The sequence below is a fragment of the Streptomyces sp. NPDC048560 genome, assembly GCF_040650955.1.
Taxonomy (GTDB): Bacteria; Actinomycetota; Actinomycetes; order Streptomycetales; family Streptomycetaceae; genus Streptomyces.
In genome coordinates this window covers 1-20,425 of record NZ_JBEZIJ010000005.1, presented here as the reverse complement: position 1 = coordinate 20,425, position 20,425 = coordinate 1, and the positions used below count along the sequence as shown (strand labels likewise).

The following is a 20,425-nucleotide window of genomic DNA, read 5'->3' as shown; positions in this document are numbered from 1 at the left end:
GGGTCAGTTCCTTCCCGGCATCCGGGCCTCGGCCGCCAGGGCCGCGGGCGAGTGGGCGAGGTAGTCGACGGCCTGGGCCGTACTGGCCTCCTGCGAAGGGTGGTAGGTACGGCTCAGATAGGTGGGGATGGAGCGCGCGATGGCGCCGGTGGTGGGCAGCGTGCCGTTCCTGCCGCTCGCCCGCAGTGCCCGGAAGGACGCCTTGCCGTCGAGCAGGGTCGGGTCGTTCTCCATGAGGAAGCGGGTGCCGCGCTGCCAGAGGAAGACGAGCGCGGTGAACGCCACCGCCCAGGTGCGCACCCGCCGCCGGTAGCCGCCGTCGACGTGCATGAACACGTCGAAGGCGACGGAGCGGTGTTCGACCTCCTCGGCGCCGTGCCAGCGCATCAGGTCCAGCATCGTCGGATCGGCGCCACGCCGGTCGAGCGCCTCGGCGTTGAGGATCCAGTCGCCGAGGAAGGCGGTGTAGTGCTCGATCGCCGCGATGGTCGCGACCCGCTCCATGAGCCACCACTTGCGGGCCCGGCCCGGCGGAAGCGTCCTGTCGCCGAGCAGCTTCTCGAAGAACCAGTCGATCTGTGCGGTGTACGGGGTCGGGTCGAGCCCGAGCTTCTTCATGTGCGGCAGTACGTCGTCGTGGGCCTGGGAGTGCACGGCCTCCTGGCCGATGAACCCGATGACGTCCTCGCGGAGTCGCTCGTCGTGGATGTACGGCAGGATCTGGCGGTAGACATGGATGAACCACCGTTCCCCGGCCGGGAGGAGCAGGTGGATCGTGTTGATGGTGTGCGTGCTGAAGGGCTCGCCCGGCACCCAGTGCAGAGGCGTCTTCTCCCAGTCGAAGGAGACCTTGCGGGCTTTGAGCGGGGTCCGCTCCGACGCGTCCGCCGCTGGCTGCCTGTTAGACATGCCGTCAATGTACTGACGAGTAAGCACGGGGAACAGGGGTGTGCGCCGTTTTCCTGATCGCGCGGAAGGTCAGCGCAGCGCGCCGACCTTCCGGCCGTCCGCCAGCAGCCCGTTGAGGTCGGCCCGGTCGCCCGCACGGGCGGGCACGGTCAGCAGCCGGCCCCGGGAGCTGCCCACCACGCCTCCGGAGGTGGACAGCGAGGTGAACTGACCCGAGCCCGCCGCGACCACGTACCACCGGCCGCCCGCGGACTTCCAGAGCACCCCGGCCAGCACCCGCGGATCGCGCGGCCCGCACGCCGGGGAGTCCTCGGCGCGCGCGACGACCGCCCCCGGAGCGGACGGCTCCGCAGGCGCCTGGAACTCCGCCAGCACCCTGCTGCCCGTACCCCGCCAGGTCTCCGCGCGGACGCAGAGCCAGCGCGCGGCCCCGTTGCCCTCGGGCAGCGGCTGGCGGGCGAACAGCCAGGAGTTCACCGACCGGACGCCGCCGGCCCGCACCGCGGGCAGCAGACACGCGGTGCGCGCCCAGCTCTCCCGCTCGGCGCGGCCCGACACGTCGTGCGGGGCGGCCGGGGCCCCGGACGTCAGCCTGACCGGGGTCAGCTCGCCGAGATCGGTCATCAGCCGGACGGCGTCCGCGTCCCGCACCTCCAGGGCCTCCCAGGAGTGGCAGCCCTCCGCGGTGTCCCCGAGCCCGGCCAGCGGGCCGGTCACCCCGTCCGCGTCACGCGGCAGGACGCGCGGCGCCTTCCGCGGCGCGAGCAGATCCCGTACGGCCACCTCCCGCACCCAGGGCGCCGTCAGATAGCGGACCCGGCCGTGCGCCCGCCCCACGACCAGGGCGTTCGAGCCCGCGGAGTCCGCGCCGTCGACCCGGGCGAAGTCCAGCACGGCGCCCCTGCCCCGGACCGGGTGGCGGGCCTCGGCGTACCGGACGACGCGCAGCCCGTCGTGGAACAGCACCACCGAAGCCTCGTCCACCACTCCCGCGTACAGCAGCTGAGGCGGTCCCATCGGCGGGCCCGTGGGTGTGCCCGGAGTGGCGGTCGACCGGTCGGCGCGGCCGGGCAGCGTCCACGCGGCGAGGGCCCGGCGCAGCAGTCCGGTGTCCCGGGCGCGGCTGCCGCGCGCCGGCCAGACCGTGAAGTCGTTACGGGAGGAGCGCTGCCAGGACGACGGCGCCACCCGGTGCAACGCTGCCGGTTCCAGAGCCCGCTGGGTCGCCGGATTACGGGCGTACATCGGCGTGGGCGTCCCGTCCGGGCCCCAGCCGCCCCCTGGCAGTGCCAGCAGCGTCCCGCACGCCACCAGCGCCGCGAACCCGGCCAGCGCGGCCCGCGCACGGCGGCGCCGCAGCAGCAGATCGGTGGGCCTGACCTGCAACGAACAGGGATCGAACTCCGGCGAGGCCAGCAGGGCGTGGGGCGCAGTCACCGCATCCGCCTGCGCCAGCGCCGCACCCGGGTCCGCCACCCCGGCGGCCGCGAGGACCCGGCACACCTCCGGGTCGGCGAGCCCTTCGAGCCCCCGCAGCACATGGGCGGCCCTGCACGGCGCCGGGACGTCCGACAGCGCCTGCTCCAGGGCGAGTTCGTCCGCGCCGCAGGAGCGCGGAAACAGCCTGAGCCCCCACACGTGCGGCAGACGAGGAGGCGCCAGCAGCACCCGCGCGGCGCGGTGGGGCGCCGCCATCCACCGCGAGCGGCCCCGCCCCCGCGACAGGCCGCCCGCCTCCAGCGCGGAACGCACCACCCGCAGCCGGAGATCGGCGTACCCGGGGTCCACCGTGCCCGCCGCCCCTTCCGTCCTGCGCGGCGAGGGCAGCCCGCCGACCGCATCCGCCGCACGCGGCAAGGGCAGGGACCGCTGCACGAGCCGGTGCGCGGCCAGTACCCGCCGACTGGGCCCGAGCGAGGACGGCAGCACCAGATAGGCGATCCGCGTCAGCCGGGTGTAGTGCTCGACCAGCACGGCATCCAGCTGCTCACGATCGACCGACCCGGCCGTGCGACGCTCGACGAAGGACGGCACTGCTCGACTCGGAGGCATGTTCAGCTGAACGAGCGAATGGTGCGATGGTCACTCCGGCGACGCGCCGGGCGGCGGGGTGCGCCGCCCGTGTTCATGTCGAGGAGTCCCGTGAGCCCGGTCCGGCCGTCGCCCGCCCGTGAGGAATCCACCGTTCAGCCGCGAAGGGAGGGGCCCACGGGGCACGATGGGCGGATGGTGACACAGCTGGAACGGCGCCGGGAAAAGGGACGTCGGGCTGCCGTCGTCGTGTGTGCGGGGCTCGTGCTGCTCGCCGGATGCGGCGGGGGAGCGGCGGACGGCGACGGTGAACGCGACGCGCCGCCCACCGCGACGGGCACGCTGGAGCAGCTGGCCGCCAAGGCGCGCTGCGAGCCCAACCTGCAGACCGACGCGCAAGAGATCCGGCAGGCCAACTGCCGTACCTCTGACGGGCGTTATGTACTGGCCACCTTCGCCACGGACCGCGGACAGCGGGAGTGGATCGACGAGGCCAACGACTACGGCGGCTCGTACCTCGTCGGCCGCAAGTGGGTCGCGGTGGGCGATCCGAAGGTGGTCGCGGCGCTGCGCGGCCGGCTCGGGGGGACGGTGGAGACCGCCTCGCCCCACCACTCGGGGAGTAGTGGCAGTGGGGGGAGCGAGGGAGGGCACTCCGGTCACCACGGGAGCTGACCGCGCAGGTCCTACGGGTGCCGCAGACTTCAAGGTCAGCGGCACCTACGGCCGTCGTTGATGCAGCTCACCATCCTGTTCATCGCTTTGCGCCCGAAGACGTTGATGAAGTCACCGTGATCCGTGACGGGTTTGTGCAGCTGCTCGGGAAAGGAGTCGACGGCGAAGCCGGGGCCCGGCGGCACGTCGTACACGATGCGCTGCACGAGCTGCGGAATGGCCCGGAACCCCTGCGGGCAGCTGCCGTCCTCCTGTGCGAAAGCCACATGGGTGCGGTGATTCGCACTGTCGGTGTTCTGACCGTCCCAGCAGCTCTGGAATGCGAACGAGCGCACCACCTGGCTGCCTTCCGGACAGATCGGATACTTGTCCTTCAGCTGACGGTCCTCGAATCCGGTGCAGCTCCAGGAGGCGTTGGCGTTCGCGTCACCATTGGTGAACGCCTTCGCGTCCCCGGTGATGATCCGCAGGAATCGCGGCATCGCCGTCACTTTCCCCCTGGGTGACCCGACGAAATTCAGCGTGACCTCGGAAGGGGTCTGGATCTCGCCGACGTTCTGGTCCTTGCCGCCGCCGTCGGCGGCCACGTCGTTCTCGTCCTGGCCGTTCTGGAGGCGCAGCACCGGCCAGTAGTACGTGGACCGGTCGCCCTGATTGCGGCAGGTCGTCGCACCCCTGGCCAGATCGTCGTCGCTCGCGAACGCGTCGTTCGCCTGGTTGCCCACGTAATCGTGCATGTGGTGGGCGCCGTTGCTCACTCCGGGCGCGACGATGACGTTGTCGGGGTTGAACTTCCCGTTCTCGTTGCGCCCGCAGTCGGTCGTGAAGGTGCCGCGTGAGGCACCCCGTCGCTGGCGGGGGCGCTCGACGTTGGGCTGGACCGACTGGATGTCGACGAAGTCGGCGGCCTCGGGGCCGTTGCCCTCCGCGGCGGGGTCGGGGTCCGGTGCCGGGTTCTCACCCTCACCGGGGTCCTGGCCCTCCTCCTCGCCTTGGCCGTCCCCACCTTCGCCTTCGTCCCCACCTTCGCCTTCGCCCGCACCTTCGCCTTCGCCGCCGGCTGCGGCGTCGTCCGCGCGCAGGCTGCACGAGGCCAGTCCGTCCAGCCCCTCCGGGCGGGCGGTGCCGGTGCGTTCGATGGCGATCCCGATGCGGTCGAGACTCGCCGTCCTCTTGTCCCTGAGCGGTCCGAGTACCGCGTTCTCCGCGAGATCGGGATCCTGGGCGATCTGCTCCTTCCGGTCGGCGAACTGCTGGTAGGCGTCGGTGATCTGCGTATCCATCGCCGCGAGTTCGCGGTCGACCTCCCCGCGTGCCTCTTCGGGCACCTCGCGAAGTTCGTTCGCCACGTCGGGGCAGTCGATGGTGGACATCTGAGGGCCCTCGACCGTCTGTTCCGGAGGCGAGCCGGACCACCCTTCTCCCGCGCTTGCGTAGACATTGACTGCGACCAGTCCACCTCCGCCCAGGATGAGTGCGGCCGAGGCGGCGATCGCCCGATTGGCCAAAGAGCTGCGTTTCTTGCGCGATGTGCGTCCCATGGAACTCCTCTGCTTCGAGGGAGAAGCGTCACGTCCCATACGGGCCGGGTGCGCACCCTGTTCAGACGGCTCCGGAATTCATGGGAATCTCCATCCGCAAAACGAACGGAATGCTCAACACTCAGGCGAAGGCGGCCAATTGGTCGTCGACGGGCGCCCCTGTCAGCCGGTTCGCGAGCGTGGACATCGTGTATGCGCCGATGCCGAGAACCACCTCCAGCGCGTTCTGCGGGGTGTAGCCGTGCGCCTGGAAACTCCGCAGACGCGCGTCGCCGACGGCTCCCGACGTGGCGAGCACGTCGAGCGTGAACTGCCGTACCGCCTCAAGTCGTTCGTCCGGGAGCGGGGGTGCGCCGTCGTCGCGCAGGGCGGTGATCAACTCGTCGTCCGCACCGAGCGCGGTGAGCTTCGCCGTGTGCATCGCCACGCAGACGTGGCATTCGTTGCGGGTGGCGATCGTCATGATCACCACCTCGCGGGAGAGCGGATCCAGCGTGGTCGACTCGAAGACCGCGCTCATCCTCAGGAAGCCGTCCAGCAGCTGCGGTGAGGTGGCGAGCCGGGCGACGGCGGAGGGCAGGTAGCCGGTCCTCCGCGCCACGGACTCCATGGTTCGGCGGGCGGCGGCGGGTGCGGTTTCGAGGGTGTGTTCGGGGAACGCGGACGAGGTGATGGCTGCCATGGGTACCTCTCGGCTCTCACGGTAAACTCGACAACATGATTGACGAAAAGGTAAACCAGGTTGTCGAGTTGCGCAATGGCTGAGCGGGACGAGGGGTCGGGATTCGAGCTGCCGCTGCTGCTGTTCGCGGGTTTCCGGTCGATCATCGACGACCTGCACCGCGAGCTGGCCGCGCACGGCCACCCGGACGTGCGGCCCGCCTACGGGTTCGCCCTCCAGGCGGTCGGGCGGGAAGGCGCGAGCGCCAGCGAGGTCGGGCGGCGGCTCGGGGTGTCCAAGCAGGCCGCCGGCAAGACCGTCGAGAAGCTGGAGGTCCTCGGGTACGTGGAGCGCGTCGACGACCCGGCGGACGGCCGCCGCAAGCTCGTCCGGCTCACCCCGCGCGGGACGGACGTGCTGGTCAGGTCCGCCCGGGGGTTCGACCGCATCCGCGCCGAGTGGGTCGCGGTCCTCGGCGCCGGACGGGTGGCCGAGATGGAGGCCGGTCTGCGCGCGATGGCGCCCGCGAACGCGTTCCGTCTCGACGCGGCGGGGTGGTTCACGGGCTGAGCGGGCGGGGGGCCGGACGGGCCCCACCCCGCCCCGGGGTCAGCCCCGGTCCAGGTACGCCAGCACCGCCAGCACCCGGCGATTGTCGTCGTCCGACTGGGGCAGGCCGAGCTTCCCGAAGATGTTCGACGTGTGCTTGGCCACCGCCCGCTCCGTGATGACCATCTGCGAGGCGATCGCCACGTTCGAACGGCCCTGGGCCATCAGCTCGATGACCTCCCGCTCGCGCGGCGTGAGGCCCTCCACCGGCTCGTCCCGCGCGCGCCGTGACAGCAGCTGCGAGATCACCTGCGGATCCATGGCCGTGCCGCCCGCGGCGACCCGGCGCACCGAGTCGATGAACTGGTCCGCGTCGAAGACCCGGTCCTTCAGCAGGTAGCCGATGCCGCCGTTGCCGTCCGCCAGCAGCTCGCGTGCGTACAACTGCTCCACGTGCTGCGAGAGCACGAGGACCGGCAGCCCGGGCCGCTCACGCCGGGCCGCGAGAGCGCACTGCAGGCCCTCGTCCGTGTGCGACGGCGGAAGCCGGACGTCGACGACGGCGACGTCCGGACGCAACTCGGCCAGTGCCCTTGTCAGTTCGGGCCCGGTCTCCACGGCCGCCGCGACCTCGAAGTCGTACGCCTCCAACATGCGCACCAGACCGTCGCGCAGCAGGAAGAGATCTTCGGCTAGGACAACTCGCAAGGAATCTCCATGGTCACCATGGTGGGACCGCCCGCGGGACTGCTGACGGCCAGTACGCCGTCGAATGTACCGAGCCGGCGTTCGATCCCGCTCAGTCCCGAGCCGGAACCGATGACGGCTCCACCCCTGCCGTTGTCCGTGACGGAGATGCGCAGCATCCCCTCCGCGTGGTGCACGTCCACCCAGAGCCGGTCTGCCCCCGCGTGCTTCACCGCGTTCGTCAGCGCCTCGCTCACCGCGAAGTACGCCGCCGACTCCACCGGCGCCTCGGTGCGCCCTGCCAGCTCCACGGCGACCTCGGAGCGGACGGGCAGGCGCAGAGCCAGGGCCTTCACCGCGTCGCCGAGCCCCCGCTCCGCGAGGACCGGCGGATGGATGCCGCGTACGAGATCCCGCAGTTCCGCGAGGGCCTCGGCGGAGGACTCACGGGCCATGGCCAGCATCTTCTTCGCCTGGGCGGGGTCCTTCTCGACGAGGGCCTCGATGGTGCCGAGATTCATGCCCATGGCCACCAGCCGGGCCTGCGCGCCGTCATGAAGATCCCGCTCGATGCGCCGCAGTTCGGCCGCGGCCGTGTCGACGGCCTCGTGCCGGGTCTCCGTGAGCCGGTGGACACGCAGCGCCAGCTCCTGTTCCTGCGTGGGGGCGAGGAACACCCGTGCGAGCAGGAAGTGCGCGCGCAGCAGCGGCTGGGCGGCCCTCGTGCCCAGCCCGAGGAGCACGACGCCGAGTGCGGCGGCGGCCAGTCCCGTGAGCTGACTGGAGACCGGTACGAACGCGTACCAGTACGTGCTGTCCTCGAACACCCGCCACAGGCCCGCCGCCAGGACGAAGCCCTCCACCGGGTAGACCATCAGCCCGAACGCGAGGAGGGACACCACACAGCCTGCCGTCATGTCGGCCAGCAGCCACTGCAGGTCCCGCCAGGTCGCCGGGTCCTTGAGTATCAGCAGTGTGCGCTCCACCTGCCCCGTGAATCCGCTGCGCAGGTCCGGCGGGAAGGGGCGGTACGGGACGGGGATCCGGACGCCCGCCCAGGTGGCCGCGTACAGCCGGCGCTGACCGGCGTGCTTGCGCACCACTTCCAGGACGAACGGCGTGGTGACGAGCCCGATCCCCAGCACGACGAACGTGACGGAGAGCACCGCCAGGACGAACAGCGTCACCGACCCCGCGAGACTCAGGACCGACAGGACGAGGCCCCGCCCCGCGGCCACCGCCGCGCCCCGTATCCGACGCCGTTCCGCGGCCATGTCCACAGGTTCTCTCCCCTCGCCGGGTCCCGAGCGGGGCCCCGGTCCAGGGACAGTCTCACCCGGGCGGGCTCCGGCCGTAAGCCGTCCCGTCACCGGGCCGGGGGTGTACCCAGCACCACCGTCCGGCGTCGCCCTGCGGCTCCACGAACGGGGGCGCCGGCGGCTGGGGCGCCGGACCGCCCGTTCCTAGATTCAGGAGCGTCCTGTTCGTGTTCGACGTGCAACGTCTACTTCTGGGGGCGGAAACCGCATGAGGCGCAACCTCGCGGCAAGCATCGGTGTGTGGAGCGCACACCACCGTAAGACGGCCGTACTCGGCTGGCTGCTCTTCGTCCTGCTCGCCACGGGCCTCGGCGGGGCGTCCGGCATGGTCGAGATGACCGAGGCGGAGAACGGCGCGGGTGACTCGGCGAAGGCCGAGCAGATCCTGGCCGACGCGGGCCTCGGCCACCCCGCCGGTGAGCTGGTCATGGTGTCCGGCAAGGAGGCGGGGGAGTGGAAGCGGGCGGCGGAGGAGCTGTCGGCGGCGGTCGGGAGGACCGGCGAGGTGCGGAACCTCGCCGCTCCCGTCCCCTCCGAGGACGGCAAGGACGCACTGATCACCTTCGAGATGAAGGGTGAGGCGGCGACCGCGGCGGACAGGGTGCAGCCCGTGCTGGACGCGGTCTCCGGCGTCCGGGAGGCCCGGACGGACGTCGAGATCCACCAGTTCGGCGAGGCGAGCGCCGGGAAGTGGCTCGGTGACCTGCTCGCCGAGGACTTCCGGAAGGCCGAGTTCACCGCCGTGCCGCTGGCCCTGGGCATCCTGCTGGTCGCGTTCGGCGCCGTCGTGGCCGCGCTGCTGCCCGTCGGACTCGCCCTGACCGCGTGCATGGCCGCGTTCGGCCTGCTCTCTCTGGCGAGCCACCAGCTGCACCTGTTCCAGACGACGTACTCCGTGATGTTCCTGATGGGGTTCGCCGTCGGCGTCGACTACTGCCTGTTCTACCTGCGGCGCGAGCGCGACGAGCGGGCCGCGGGCCGCGACGCCGGGACCGCGCTGCGTATCGCCGCGGCCACCAGCGGCCGGGCCGTCCTCATCTCCGGTGTCACGGTGATGGTCGCGATGGCCGGCATGTTCCTCTCCGGACTGATGCTGTTCAAGGGCTTCGCCCTCGCCACGATCCTGGTCGTCCTCGTCGCGATGCTGGGTTCCGTGACCGTGCTCCCCGCCCTGCTGGCCTGGCTGGGCGACCGGATCGACGCCGGGCGCGTACCGCTCCTGAACCGGCGCGGCGCGAAGCGGGCGCGGACCGGTGGCGGGATCGCGGGCACGGTCCTGGGGCCGGTGCTCGCACGTCCGGGACTCTTCGCCGTCGCCTCGACCCTCGTCCTGCTCGCCCTGGCGGCGCCGGCTCTCGGCATGAGGACCGAACAGCTCGGCATGGAGAAGCAGTTCGGCTCGGACTCGGAACTCGCGGTCGCGTACGCCCACATCTCCGAGAGCTTCCCCGGCGGCCCCGACCCCGCCGTGATCGTGGTCAGGGCGGACGACATCACCGCCCCGGGCGTCCGCGAGGCGCTCGCCACCTTCGACGGGGTAACCGTCCACCGGGCGCAGAACGTCGCGGAGATCGAGGTACCGCTCCCCGGCGGCGAGGCCGACCTCGCCGCCCTGCGGGACCACCGGGTGCCGGAGGCCTTCGACGGGACGGGCGCCGAGGCCTACGTGACCGGTGAGACCGCGGGGTCGGTGGACTTCACCGACCAGCTGAAGCGCGGCATCGTCCCGGTCTTCGTCTTCATCACGGTGGTGACGTTCCTGCTGATGCTGTTCTGCTTCCGCTCGTACGTCATCGCGGTGACCTCCATCCTGCTCAACCTCCTCTCCGTCGCCGCCACGTACGGAGTGATGACCGCCGTGTTCCAGCACGGCTGGGGCGCGGAGCTCATCGGGTCCGAAGGAGTCGGCGCGATCGAGTCCTGGATGCCGCTGTTCGTCCTCGTGGTGCTGTTCGGGCTGTCCATGGACTACCACGTGTTCGTCGTGTCCAGGATCCGCGAGGCCCGCGACAGCGGCCTGGACACCCGGGCCGCGATCGACCTGGGCATCCGGCGCACGGCCGGAGCGGTGACCGGCGCCGCGGCGATCATGGTGGCCGTCTTCGCGGTCTTCGGGACGCTGTCCATGCAGGACATGCAGCAGATGGGCGTCGGCCTCGCCGTCGCGGTGCTCCTGGACGCCACGGTCGTACGGATGGTCCTGCTGCCCTCGGTCATGGCGCTGCTGGGCGAGCGGAACTGGCGCGTCCCGCGCGGCCTTTCCCGGCTGCCGGTCCTGGAGCACGGTGAGCCGGCGGCCGGCCCGGAGCCGGCGGCGGCCACCGCGGCGGCCCCACGCGGCTGACCGCACGACAAGGCCCCCGGCACCGGTGCGAACCGGATCCGGGGGCCGCACGCGCCCACTGCCCGAAGAGGCTGTCAGGGGGCGTACTTGTAGCCCACGCGCCGGATCGTCTGGATCATGCCGCGGCGCTCCGCGCCCAACTTGCGCCGCAGCCGGGCGACATGGACGTCCACGGTGCGCCCGTCACCCACGTGTCCGTATCCCCAGACCGTCGTCACCAGCTGATCGCGGGTGTGCACCCGGTGGGGATGCGCCACCAGATGGGCGAGGAGCTCGAACTCCAGATAGGTCAGATCCAGCGGTACGCCGTCCACGGCCGCGGTGCGCCGGGTGGAGTCGATGCGGACGGGCCCGCCGTCCGGCTCCTCCGCGACCGGCTGCTGATCGGCCGGTACGAGGACCAGGTAGCCGATCATCGGGGGCTGCCCCGGCAGCGTGGGCAGGGTGTGCTGCGGAGCGGGCAGCCAGGTGGCTCCGGGCGGCAGCAGACCGGCCACCTCGGAGAACTGGACGACCTCGTCGGGGTCGACGGAACGCAGCCGGTGACGCGGGGAGAAGGGGCGGACGGTGGAGGTGGCCGCAGCGGGCACCGCTGATGCCGCGGTGGCGGCGGAAGCGGCGGAGAAGGTACGAGTGTTCGCCATGAGGGTCAGCTCTTTCGCGCGAGGAGTCGTCGAGGAAGGACGTACGTCGTGCGCGCGGGCCGAAGACCGGGGTGAGCGGCTTTAGAGGGCCTGCGCGTTCCACGCGCGGCAACACACCCGGTCGAAGTCATGATGCTGACGAGAGGGCCAGAACGGCTCGAGGTCGCTGCGACCCGACGAGATGTGCTGGAAGCTGGCCATGTACCCATTGAAGCAGACATCGCGTCAGCGCATCAGGGTCCTCTCACCCGTCGATACGGTCCGTCTCCGGCCGGAGGCCCACGGCGCTCCCACCGACGACGCGGGGGCGCCCACCGGAATCCGGTGGGCGCCCCCGCGTACGGACGTGGAGCGGGATCAGGCCTGGTCGGCCTTCTCCAGCGCGGCACAGCACGTGTCGACGATCAGCCGCGTGACGACGTACGGGTCGACGTTGGCGTTGGGGCGACGGTCCTCGATGTAGCCCTTCTGGTCCTGCTCGACCTGCCACGGGATGCGCACCGAGGCGCCGCGGTTGGAGACGCCGTAGCTGTACTCGTTCCACGGGGCGGTCTCGTGCAGACCCGTCAGACGGTCGTCGATGCCCGCGCCGTAGTTCTTGACGTGGTCCATCGGCTTCGAGCCCTCGCCCAGCGACTCGCACGCGGTGATGATCGCGTCGTAGCCCTCGCGCATCGAGCGGGTGGAGAAGTTGGTGTGCGCACCGGCGCCGTTCCAGTCACCCTTGACCGGCTTCGGGTCCAGGGTCGCGGAGACGTTGAAGTCCTCGGCGGTGCGGTACAGCAGCCAGCGGGCGATCCACAGCTGGTCGGAGACCTCCAGCGGGGCCAGCGGGCCCACCTGGAACTCCCACTGGCCGGGCATGACCTCGGCGTTGATGCCGGAGATGCCGAGACCGGCGGTCAGGCAGTTCTCGAGGTGCTTCTCGACGATGTCACGGCCGAAGATCTCGTCGGCGCCGACGCCGCAGTAGTAGCCGCCCTGCGCGGCCGGGAAGCCGGCCTCGGGGAAGCCGAGCGGGCGGTGCCCGTCGAAGAAGGTGTACTCCTGCTCGATGCCGAAGATGGGCTCCTGGCCCGCGAACTGCTCGGCGACCGGACGCAGCGAGGCACGGGTGTTGGACTCGTGCGGCGTCATGTCGATGTTGAAGACCTCGCACAGGACGAGGACGTCGTCACCGCCGCGGATCGGGTCCGGACACGTGAAGACCGGCTTCAGGACCCGGTCGGAGGCGTGGCCCTCGGCCTGGTTGGTGCTCGAACCGTCGAATCCCCAGATGGGCAGGTCCGCGACGTCCGCCGAGGGCGACCCGGCCATGATCTTCGTCTTGGAACGAAGCTTGGCGGTCGGCTCGGTGCCGTCGATCCAGATGTACTCAGCCTTGAACGTCACGGAAGCCATCCTTCGAGGGGTGCTGCGGTCTCTGCTGCGCAGCTTCGCAAGACGCGATTTCCCGGCCGTTGCCCGAATGTGAACCCCGTGTTACCTAGGTTTCCTCCGTATACCCGGGGCGTGGTGCGGGCGCACGGCCCGGTCACGCACAGGCTGTGCGCAGGGACGCGAACCAGGCTTCGTGGATCCGGCGCACCAACTCCTCCCGGCTCGTGCCGGGTGGAGCGGCAGCCCGGGGGACGACCGGTCCGCGGCGGACGGTCCGTTCGGCCGATGCACGCGTCCGACCTGGGCCTTCGACAGCCGTCACGTCTTCAGTCGGCGGCCCGCCCGTGGTGGCCGGTGACGGTCTCACCCATGCGCCGGCCCTCCTGGTCGCTCAGGAAGGGCGTCAGGAACCGCCCCAGGGTGAAGTCGCCCATCCGGTACACCCGGTCGGACGTGTACGAGGCGTCCAGCAGCTCACGCGCGGCAATGTGTCGTGCGCCTCACTCCTCTCCCCGGCCGCCCACGAACCGCGCCACCGCCGGTCCGGACAGCTGTCCCCCCCCGTACGGCCACCCGCGAAGTGCGCCGGTTCCGCCGGAACCGGCAGGTCCTCGGCTTCCCGGATCCCGCCGTGTGCACGCTCGGCGTCACCCGCCGCACATCGAGACCGCCGGCGTCGTATACGGGGTTCGCACGGACCACGCCGTGTCCGAGCGGGGAACGGGCGCGCGATCAGCGAAATCACCGCTTGAGATGCATGTCTGGGAAGTCGCGGCCGAGGTCCCGCGGCCGGCCCGTGCGACGAGACCGCCACCGACGGTCCCCCGCCACTCCGTTCGCGGGCCGGTCGTGCCCCGCCACCCCGTTCGCGGGCCGGGTGGCCCGCGCCGCCCTGTCCGGGGCGGGCACACTGACTCCCATGACCACACCCACTGCACCGAACACGCCGCTGCGGATCGGCCTGCTCGGAACGGGCCCCTGGGCCCGCAACACCCAGGCCCCCGCCCTCGCCGCCCACCCCGGCGTCCAGCTGAGCGGTGTCTGGGGCCGTCGGCCCGAGGCGGCGGCAGCGCTGGCCGCCGACCACGGAGCCAAGGCGTACACCGGCGAGACGGGCATCGACGAGCTCTTCGCGGCGAGTGACGCGGTGGCCTTCGCGCTGCCGCCGGACATCCAGGCCCCGCTGGCGGCCCGCGCCGCGGCCGCGGGCTGCCACCTGCTGATGGACAAGCCGGTGGCGACCACCGTGGCGGGCGCACGGGCGGTCGCCGAGGCGGCCGAGCTGGCCGGGGTCGCCTCCGTGGTCTTCTGCACCCTCCGCTTCGCCGCCGGGACGGCCGACTGGATCGCCGAACAGGCCGCGCTCGACGGCTGGTTCACCGCCCGCGCGCAGTGGCTCAGCGCGCTGTACGCACCGGGCGCGAACAACGAGTACGCCGCTTCGCCCTGGCGTGCGGAGAAGGGCGGGCTGTGGGACGTCGGCCCGCACGTGCTCTCGGTCCTGATCCCGGTGCTGGGCGAGGTGACGGAGGTGACCGCGGCCCGCGGACCCGTCGGCACCACCCATCTGGTGCTCCGCCACACCTCGGGCGCTTCGAGCACGGTGACGCTCGGGCTCGGTGCGCCCCTGGGCGCGGTGGGCATGGAGCTCGAGCTCAGGGGTGAGCGGGGAGTGGTCGCGCTGCCCCGGTGGGACGATGCGGTGGGCTCGTTCCGGGCGGCCGTGGACGCGCTGATCGACTCCGTACGTACGGGAGTGGCGCACCCCTGCGACGTGCGGTTCGGTCTCCGGCTCACGGAACTGCTCGCGCGGGCCGAGGCCGGCCTGGGGCCGGTGCCCGCGCCATGAGGTGCACCGTCACCGCCCGGCCGGCCATCGGCGCGCCCGCCGGGCGGTGACGTCCAGCCCGTTCCGGTCAGCCCACGCGCTCGATGCGCGCGTTCCGGATCAGGAACTTGCCCGGCTCGCGCACCTGCTCGAACGCCGCGTTGTTCAGCAGGGCGCAGCTGCCGGAGACCGATGCGACCTTCACGGTCGTGGACTTGTCGTTGTCGAGATTGGTCACCCTGAGTTCCGTACCGACGGGGAACTCGCCGCTGGAAGCGGCCGGCGCGCCGCCCTCGCCGGAGAGTGTCACGGTGGACCCGGCGCAGACGACCTCACCTGCGCCCGCCCCCGCCCCGGTGTCCGCGCCCGCGTCCGCGCCCTCACCTTCGTCGGCGCCCTGACCACCTGCGCCCGAGGCGTCCGTCCCGTCCTCCCCGGCGGCCGGGACATCGGCCGGTGGCGCGGCAGCGTCCGGGCCGGCCTCATCGGCCGTCCCGCCCTCCCCGCCCGCGCAGCCGGATGCTGCCTGCTGGAGACGGATCTGGTCCAGGACGGCTTCCCGGTTGGCTATCCGCGCCGCCGACTGGGCGTCCGGTGCCGCCCGTTGCCCGGCGATGAACTGCTCGTTGTTGCTCAGCGCGGTGGCCAGCCCGGTACAGACGACGGACGAGCTGTCCGCCGAAGCCGACTGCGATGCCTGACTTGTCCCGGCCAGCACGGCTGCCGTCGCGCCGGCGAGCGCGACGGCCCCGGCCGAGAGGGCGAGCTTCTTCTTGCGGCTGAGGGTCTTCCTGCGTGACACGTGGGGCTCCTGTCCCCGGCCGAACGCGGGATGCGCTCCGGCCGGACGCGGTGCTGTGTGCTCCTACGTACGGGTAACAGCGCCCTTCGTTTCAGCGGCCCCGCCCATGACTTGCGCACCGCGGGAGTCCGTCCGGGCCCGGTTCACTCCGGCGGCAGCGCCCGGCACAGGGCGTCCAGGGCGGCCGGATAGGCGTGCTCGGCCGGCGTCGAGTACCCCACGACCAGCCCGTCGGGACCCGGTCCGGCGGCCGGGTGCAGGTAGCCGGAGAGGCCCTCGACCGCCAGACCCTGCCAGGCCGCCGCCCGCACCACGGAGTGCTCCGTCCCCGGCGGCAGTTCCAGGACCGCGTGCAGACCCGCCGCGATCCCGGAGACCCGGACGGACGGCGCCCGTTCGGCCAGGGCGGCCACCAGCTGGTCACGGCGGCGCCGGTGGCGCTGCCGCATACGGCGTACCTGACGGTCGTACGACCCCGACTCCACGAAGTCCGCGAGCGTCAGCTGGTCCGTGGCACTCGACCACTGCTCGCGCTCGCCCTTGGCCGACACGACGTCCTCCACCAGCCGTTCCGGCAGCACCAGCCAGCCGATCCGCAGCGCGGGGGAGAGGCTCTTGCTCACGGAACCCAGCAGCACCACATGCTCCGGATCGAGGCCCTGGACCGCGCCGACGGGCTGCCGGTCGTAGCGGAACTCGCCGTCGTAGTCGTCCTCCACCACCACGCCGCCGCTCGTCCGCGCCCAGTCGACCACGGCCGCGCGCCGCTCCGGATGCAACGGGCCGCCGGTCGGGAACTGGTGCGCGGCGGTGAGCAGGACCGCGCGGTCCGTGCCCCTCAACCCATCGACCCGCGCACCGTGTTCGTCCACGGGGAGCGGCCGGGTGCCGACGCCCCGGCCGCTCAGCAGCTCGCGGTGGAAGGGGAGCCCGTACGCCTCCACCGCCCACGGCCCGCCGAGGACGTCCGCCAGCAGGCGCAGCCCGTGTGCGGCGCCCGAGCAGAGCACCAGGCGCTCCGGGGCCGTCCGGACTCCGCGCACCCGGGCCAGATAGCCGGCCAGTGCCCGCCGCAGCTCCGGCCGCCCACGCGGGTCGCCCGGCCCGAAGGCGTCGTGCGGCGCCTCGGTGAGCGCCCGCCGGGCCGAGGCCAGCCACGCGGTCCGGGGAAACACCGAGGGGTCCGGCTTTCCCTGGACCAGGTCGTGGACCGGGCGGGCGCTCCGGGGCGGGGTCCGCTGCCGGTGTACGGGGGTGACGGGGGCCGCCCGCTCGGCGACCCGGGTGCCCGAGCCCTGGCGTGCGGTCAGCCAGCCCTCGGCGACGAGCTCCGCGTAGGCGTCGGCGACCGTGTTGCGGGCCAGCCCCAGATCGACGGCGAGCGAGCGGTACGGCGGGAGCCGGGTACCCGGCGCGAGCCGCCCGCTCCGCACGGCCTCGCGCAGCGCCCGCATGAGCACGGCCCGCCGGTTGCCCGTTCCCGACAGGGCGAGCGGCAGATCGCTGCCCAGGACCTCAGCCGAATTGACCCATGAATCAATCATCGAAATGCACCCCGTAGCCGGTCGCCGGTTCTCGTAGATTCGTACCCATGACGACGACAGAGATCAAGACCGACGCCCCGTCCGCCCCGACCGGCACCACCGTCCGGCTCAACTTCGCGAAGGCCGCCCCGAAGGCGTTCCGCGCCGTGATCGGCCTGGACGCGGCGGCACGGGAGGGGCTCGACCCCACGCTGGTCGAGCTGGTGCAGATCCGTTCCTCGCACCTCAACCACTGCGCGTACTGCCTCCACATGCACACCACGGACGCACGGAAGGCGGGCGAGAGCGAGGAGCGGCTGCACATGGTCGCCGTGTGGCAGGAGGCGACGCACTTCTTCACGGAGAGGGAGCAGGCGGCGCTCGCCCTCACCGACGCGGTCACCCGGGTCGCGGACGGCGGGATCTCCGACGAGGTGTACGGGCGGGCCGCCGCGCACTTCGACGAGTCGGAGCTGGCCCGGCTGCTCGCTCTGATCTTCACCATCAACACCTGGAACCGGATCGCCCTGGCCACGGGCAAGCGCGCCGGCACCGACGAACGCTGACCCGGCCCGGGGGTGCCCGGGCCCCCTCACTCCGGCCGGCGTCTCACCGCCCCAGAGCGTCCCGTACGGCCTCGTCCGTACGCCCCACGACGGCCGTCCCGTCGTCCGCGGTGATGATCGGCCGCTGGATCAGCTTCGGGTGCGCGGCGAGCGCCTCGATCCACCGCTCCCGTGAACCGGCCTCCTTCGGCCACTCCTTGAGCCCGAGCTCCGCGGCGGCCGCCTCCTGGGTCCGTGTGATGTCCCAGGGTTCGAGCCCGAGCCGTTCCAGGACGGCCCGGATCTCGTCGGGCGACGGCACGTCCTCCAGGTAACGGCGGACGGTGTATTCGGCACCTTCGTCGTCCAGCAGGTCCACTGCGCTGCGGCACTTGGAACAGGCCGGATTGATCCAGATCTCCATGGGGCCCAGGTTACGCGAGGGAGTCGCGAAAGCCCTTCTGGCCAGGGGCGATTGTCAGTGGGGGGCAGTAAAATAAAGGGAGTTCGTGAGGGTTCCACCACCGTGCCAGGAGGTTGCCGATGGCCGTTGCCGCAGTCACGACCAAGCCGCTCCATCACCAGCTCACCAAGCCGCTGAAGAGGAAGCGACTCCCCGCGGGCCGGCCCCGCGAGTGGTACGTCTCCCACAACCGCCGCCTGAAGGCCATGCGTCTGGCGATCGCCCTGCTCGACACGGGCGTCTACCAGCCGTCGAGCGCCACCAACGCCCGTATACGCACCATGGCCGAGCGCCTGGGCACCCACCCGCCGTCCGACACCACCTGCCGCATGGTCCGCACCCTGATCCGCTACGGCCGCTGACCACCGCACCCCGCACCTGACCTGTGCCCCCGGGAGACCGGGGGCACAGCCGTGCCCCCACTCGGCCTACACACCATGCGCACCCGTCGCCCTCCGCCTTGACTGAGAACATCGCGAGTTGCTGGGAGGCGCAGATGACAGGACGCGGCGTACGAGGGGCACGGGCCCTGCTGCTGGCGCTGGTAGTGGCGGCAACGGCCGCCGGCTGCTCGGACGAGGACGGCGGCGGCGCGTCGGACGCGGCCTCCAAGGCGGCCTCCGCCGCCTCGTCACTGGCGTCGAAGGGCTCGGACGTGGTCGCCTCGGCCACCGCCGCCGCCCAGGAGAAACTGGCCGGGTTCAAGGACGGCGTGGACGCCAAGGGCGACGTCGAGCTCGGCGAGGTGAGCAAGGACGCCGACGGCCGCTCCACGGTGGCGTTCACCGTGACCAACGGCTCCGGCTCCGCCCAGTCCTACGTGGTCCAGATCAACTTCCGCGACAAGGACGACAAACTGGTCGACACGGTGGTCGTCTCGGTCGACGGCGTACAGCCCGGCCAGAAGAAGGACGCCACCGCCCGAAGCAACCGCACACTCGACGGAGAAGTGACCGCCCAGGTCGGCACGGCCCTGCGACACTGACGCCCGCCCGCCGCCGCGCCGACGACGTCACGCTTCACCTACGACTGGCCGACTCGGCTGGAGGGCGTGAACGATCCGTTGGGCATCGCCCTTTCCTACTCGCAGGCCACGCCGTCGCCATCGCGGTCGAGGTGGCTGCCGAAGCCTGGATCGCCTTGGCGGATGGGGGCAGCGCCGGCAGCGCGGACCGCCGTGCAGTTCTTGTAGTAGGTGCTGCCGCCCCCGCCTGACCCACTGGTCGAAGAGGAGCCGCCGGAGCTGGAGGAGTCGTCGTCCTCGGGTTCGGGCACATCGGGTGCCTCGGGGGCCGGGTGCAGTTCGGTGTGCGGGGATTTGGGGCACGCGGTGCTGGGTGACGTGAGCATGAGGCGCGCGGTCTCGACCTCCGGAGACTGGATCTCCTCAGCTGCCTCAGGCTCTTGGAAACAGACCTTCCAGTCATCCACGGCACCGGGCAATGTGACGTCCGTGTAGGCGCTGGCCGGTTCGATCTCCTTGAAGCCGATCGGCTTCAGCGTCTCGGACGCCTTCTCGAAAGTCATTCCGGTGACGCCGGGCATCTTCGGCCACGGAATCTTCTCGCCGTCCTTCGCCGGACAGGGAACCTCGTTGCGGACCACACCGAAGTCAAGGGTGGGCTTCTTGCCCGCCTGACGGTCGACCGACGTCTGGAAGCACACCTTCCAGTTGTCGTCGTCCCACTGGCCCGCATTGTCATCCGAGGCGTCGTGCGAGGTGGCGTTGTATCCGGCGGTGCCGGCTGCGGCCTTGGCTTCCTTGAGGTTCTTTCCCACGAGATTGGGCGGTTCGCTCGGCGCCGGGCGCGCGGAGGGAGTGACCGTCGCAGCGGCCTTCGGCTTGGCGTCGTCCTTTGGATCCTTCGGTGGGTCGCCGAGGAACGGGGCCAGGAACCATAGTCCGGCGAGCACAGTGGCAACGATCTTCTTCGCCTTGCTCCAGTGGCTGAGCCACGCGAGGGCAATACCGCCGGGCGGGAAGAGGACCAAGGCCGTGATGACGAACGCCGGGTGCTGCCACCACCGCCGGGTCGGCACGGGCGGCGGGGGCGTGTACGGCTGGTGACCGTACGGCCCGGACCACTGCGGTTGGCTGTAGCCGGGCGGCGGTGGTTGCGTCATCGGGTCTCTCCATGGAACAGGGAAGTGAGCGGCGCTCAAACTACACAGCTTGAACACATTTCGTTCACTCAATGCGTGGATTGAGACATGGCTACCCGACATGGGGGCACTGCCCACTGAGTGCGCGCTCGTAGGCCCGGTGCCGTCCTCCGTCAGGTGCCCGCCTCCAGGCCAAGGATCAGCACGCTCTCCGACGAACGTGGACCAACGGCCAAAGCGTGAATGCACTGATTGGAATGCCATGCCGGCGACTCCATGACCGGGCGCTCACATCGCCTGGCGATGCGACAAGCCGGCGAGGGCCGCCACCCCAATTGGGGTGGCGGCCCCCACCCCCGCGTGGGGCAAGGAAAGAGGGAGGAAGAACAAGGACACCACCACCCCCGGGAGTGAGTGGTAG

General features: G+C 71.5%; 18 protein-coding genes and 1 pseudogene. 7 read left to right on the top strand and 12 right to left on the bottom strand.

Translation table 11 applies throughout. The features are described 5' to 3' along the window. Positions 1 to 3: 3 nt before the first annotated feature. Complete coding sequence (locus tag AB0C82_RS15130) at positions 4 to 909, bottom strand: metal-dependent hydrolase (protein ID WP_362841084.1); 906 nt, start codon at positions 907 to 909, stop codon at positions 4 to 6. 69 nt (positions 910 to 978) lie between these two features. Then, complete coding sequence (locus AB0C82_RS15125) at positions 979 to 2,961, bottom strand: hypothetical protein (RefSeq protein ID WP_362841081.1); 1,983 nt, start codon at positions 2,959 to 2,961, stop codon at positions 979 to 981. Between the two features lie 174 nt (positions 2,962 to 3,135). Here AB0C82_RS15125 and AB0C82_RS15120 point away from each other — a divergent pair, with 174 nt between their 5' ends. Continuing rightward, positions 3,136 to 3,615, top strand: coding sequence for a hypothetical protein (locus tag AB0C82_RS15120; protein WP_362841078.1), 480 nt, complete (start codon positions 3,136 to 3,138; stop codon positions 3,613 to 3,615). 35 nt (positions 3,616 to 3,650) lie between these two features. Here the strand turns inward: AB0C82_RS15120 and AB0C82_RS15115 are convergent, their stop codons facing one another. After that, positions 3,651 to 5,156, bottom strand: coding sequence for a DUF1996 domain-containing protein (locus AB0C82_RS15115; RefSeq protein ID WP_362841076.1), 1,506 nt, complete (start codon positions 5,154 to 5,156; stop codon positions 3,651 to 3,653). A 121-nt stretch (positions 5,157 to 5,277) separates the two neighbouring features. Continuing rightward, positions 5,278 to 5,829, bottom strand: a complete 552-nt coding sequence (locus AB0C82_RS15110) for a carboxymuconolactone decarboxylase family protein (protein ID WP_362842036.1) — start codon at positions 5,827 to 5,829, stop codon at positions 5,278 to 5,280. Positions 5,830 to 5,873: 44 nt separating this feature from the next. On the opposite strand from AB0C82_RS15110, the pseudogene AB0C82_RS15105 reads away from it, so the two are divergent. Further along, positions 5,874 to 6,387 (top strand): annotated as a pseudogene (locus AB0C82_RS15105) (MarR family transcriptional regulator). Between the two features lie 39 nt (positions 6,388 to 6,426). Here the strand turns inward: AB0C82_RS15105 and AB0C82_RS15100 are convergent. Continuing rightward, positions 6,427 to 7,074 (bottom strand): response regulator transcription factor, encoded by a 648-nt coding sequence (locus AB0C82_RS15100; RefSeq protein ID WP_362841074.1) that lies wholly within the window; start codon positions 7,072 to 7,074, stop codon positions 6,427 to 6,429. Beyond that, positions 7,059 to 8,327, bottom strand: coding sequence for a sensor histidine kinase (locus AB0C82_RS15095; RefSeq protein ID WP_362841070.1), 1,269 nt, complete (start codon positions 8,325 to 8,327; stop codon positions 7,059 to 7,061). Before AB0C82_RS15095 ends, AB0C82_RS15100 begins: the two co-directional genes overlap by 16 nt. Before the next feature lie 253 nt (positions 8,328 to 8,580). Between AB0C82_RS15095 and AB0C82_RS15090 the strand changes: the two genes are divergently transcribed. Then, the gene (locus tag AB0C82_RS15090; RefSeq protein WP_362841067.1) at positions 8,581 to 10,716 is read left to right on the top strand and encodes an MMPL family transporter; all 2,136 of its coding nucleotides are present in this window, start codon (positions 8,581 to 8,583) and stop codon (positions 10,714 to 10,716) included. A 74-nt stretch (positions 10,717 to 10,790) separates the two neighbouring features. On the opposite strand, the gene AB0C82_RS15085 is transcribed toward AB0C82_RS15090, so the two are convergent. Then, positions 10,791 to 11,360, bottom strand: coding sequence for a winged helix-turn-helix domain-containing protein (locus AB0C82_RS15085; protein ID WP_362841064.1), 570 nt, complete (start codon positions 11,358 to 11,360; stop codon positions 10,791 to 10,793). 357 nt (positions 11,361 to 11,717) lie between these two features. Continuing rightward, positions 11,718 to 12,752, bottom strand: coding sequence for a glutamine synthetase (gene glnII, locus AB0C82_RS15080; RefSeq protein ID WP_362841062.1), 1,035 nt, complete (start codon positions 12,750 to 12,752; stop codon positions 11,718 to 11,720). A 907-nt stretch (positions 12,753 to 13,659) separates the two neighbouring features. Between glnII and AB0C82_RS15075 the strand changes: the two genes are divergently transcribed. Continuing rightward, complete coding sequence (locus tag AB0C82_RS15075) at positions 13,660 to 14,589, top strand: Gfo/Idh/MocA family oxidoreductase (protein WP_362841060.1); 930 nt, start codon at positions 13,660 to 13,662, stop codon at positions 14,587 to 14,589. A gap of 67 nt (positions 14,590 to 14,656) precedes the next feature. Here the strand turns inward: AB0C82_RS15075 and AB0C82_RS15070 are convergent, their stop codons facing one another. Both AB0C82_RS15070 and AB0C82_RS15065 read right to left on the bottom strand, forming a co-directional pair. Next, positions 14,657 to 15,370 carry a hypothetical protein gene (locus tag AB0C82_RS15070; protein ID WP_362841057.1) on the bottom strand — a complete coding sequence of 238 codons (714 nt, stop codon included), beginning with the start codon at positions 15,368 to 15,370 and terminating at the stop codon, positions 14,657 to 14,659. A 143-nt stretch (positions 15,371 to 15,513) separates the two neighbouring features. Next, the gene (locus AB0C82_RS15065; RefSeq protein ID WP_362841055.1) at positions 15,514 to 16,914 is read right to left on the bottom strand and encodes a PLP-dependent aminotransferase family protein; all 1,401 of its coding nucleotides are present in this window, start codon (positions 16,912 to 16,914) and stop codon (positions 15,514 to 15,516) included. A 47-nt stretch (positions 16,915 to 16,961) separates the two neighbouring features. Between AB0C82_RS15065 and AB0C82_RS15060 the strand changes: the two genes are divergently transcribed. After that, a complete protein-coding gene (locus AB0C82_RS15060) occupies positions 16,962 to 17,459 on the top strand; it encodes a carboxymuconolactone decarboxylase family protein (protein WP_362841052.1) in 498 nt (165 codons plus the stop codon). A gap of 43 nt (positions 17,460 to 17,502) precedes the next feature. Here the strand turns inward: AB0C82_RS15060 and AB0C82_RS15055 are convergent, their stop codons facing one another. Next, positions 17,503 to 17,862 (bottom strand): arsenate reductase family protein, encoded by a 360-nt coding sequence (locus AB0C82_RS15055; RefSeq protein ID WP_362841049.1) that lies wholly within the window; start codon positions 17,860 to 17,862, stop codon positions 17,503 to 17,505. A gap of 119 nt (positions 17,863 to 17,981) precedes the next feature. Between AB0C82_RS15055 and AB0C82_RS15050 the strand changes: the two genes are divergently transcribed. Both AB0C82_RS15050 and AB0C82_RS15045 read left to right on the top strand, forming a co-directional pair. Further along, entirely contained in the window at positions 17,982 to 18,263 is a 282-nt protein-coding gene (locus tag AB0C82_RS15050) for a hypothetical protein (RefSeq protein WP_362841046.1), read from the top strand. A gap of 134 nt (positions 18,264 to 18,397) precedes the next feature. After that, positions 18,398 to 18,886 carry an FxLYD domain-containing protein gene (locus AB0C82_RS15045; RefSeq protein WP_362841043.1) on the top strand — a complete coding sequence of 163 codons (489 nt, stop codon included), beginning with the start codon at positions 18,398 to 18,400 and terminating at the stop codon, positions 18,884 to 18,886. Between the two features lie 95 nt (positions 18,887 to 18,981). On the opposite strand, the gene AB0C82_RS15040 is transcribed toward AB0C82_RS15045, so the two are convergent. Continuing rightward, a complete protein-coding gene (locus AB0C82_RS15040) occupies positions 18,982 to 19,941 on the bottom strand; it encodes an excalibur calcium-binding domain-containing protein (protein WP_362841040.1) in 960 nt (319 codons plus the stop codon). Positions 19,942 to 20,425: the final 484 nt, after the last annotated feature.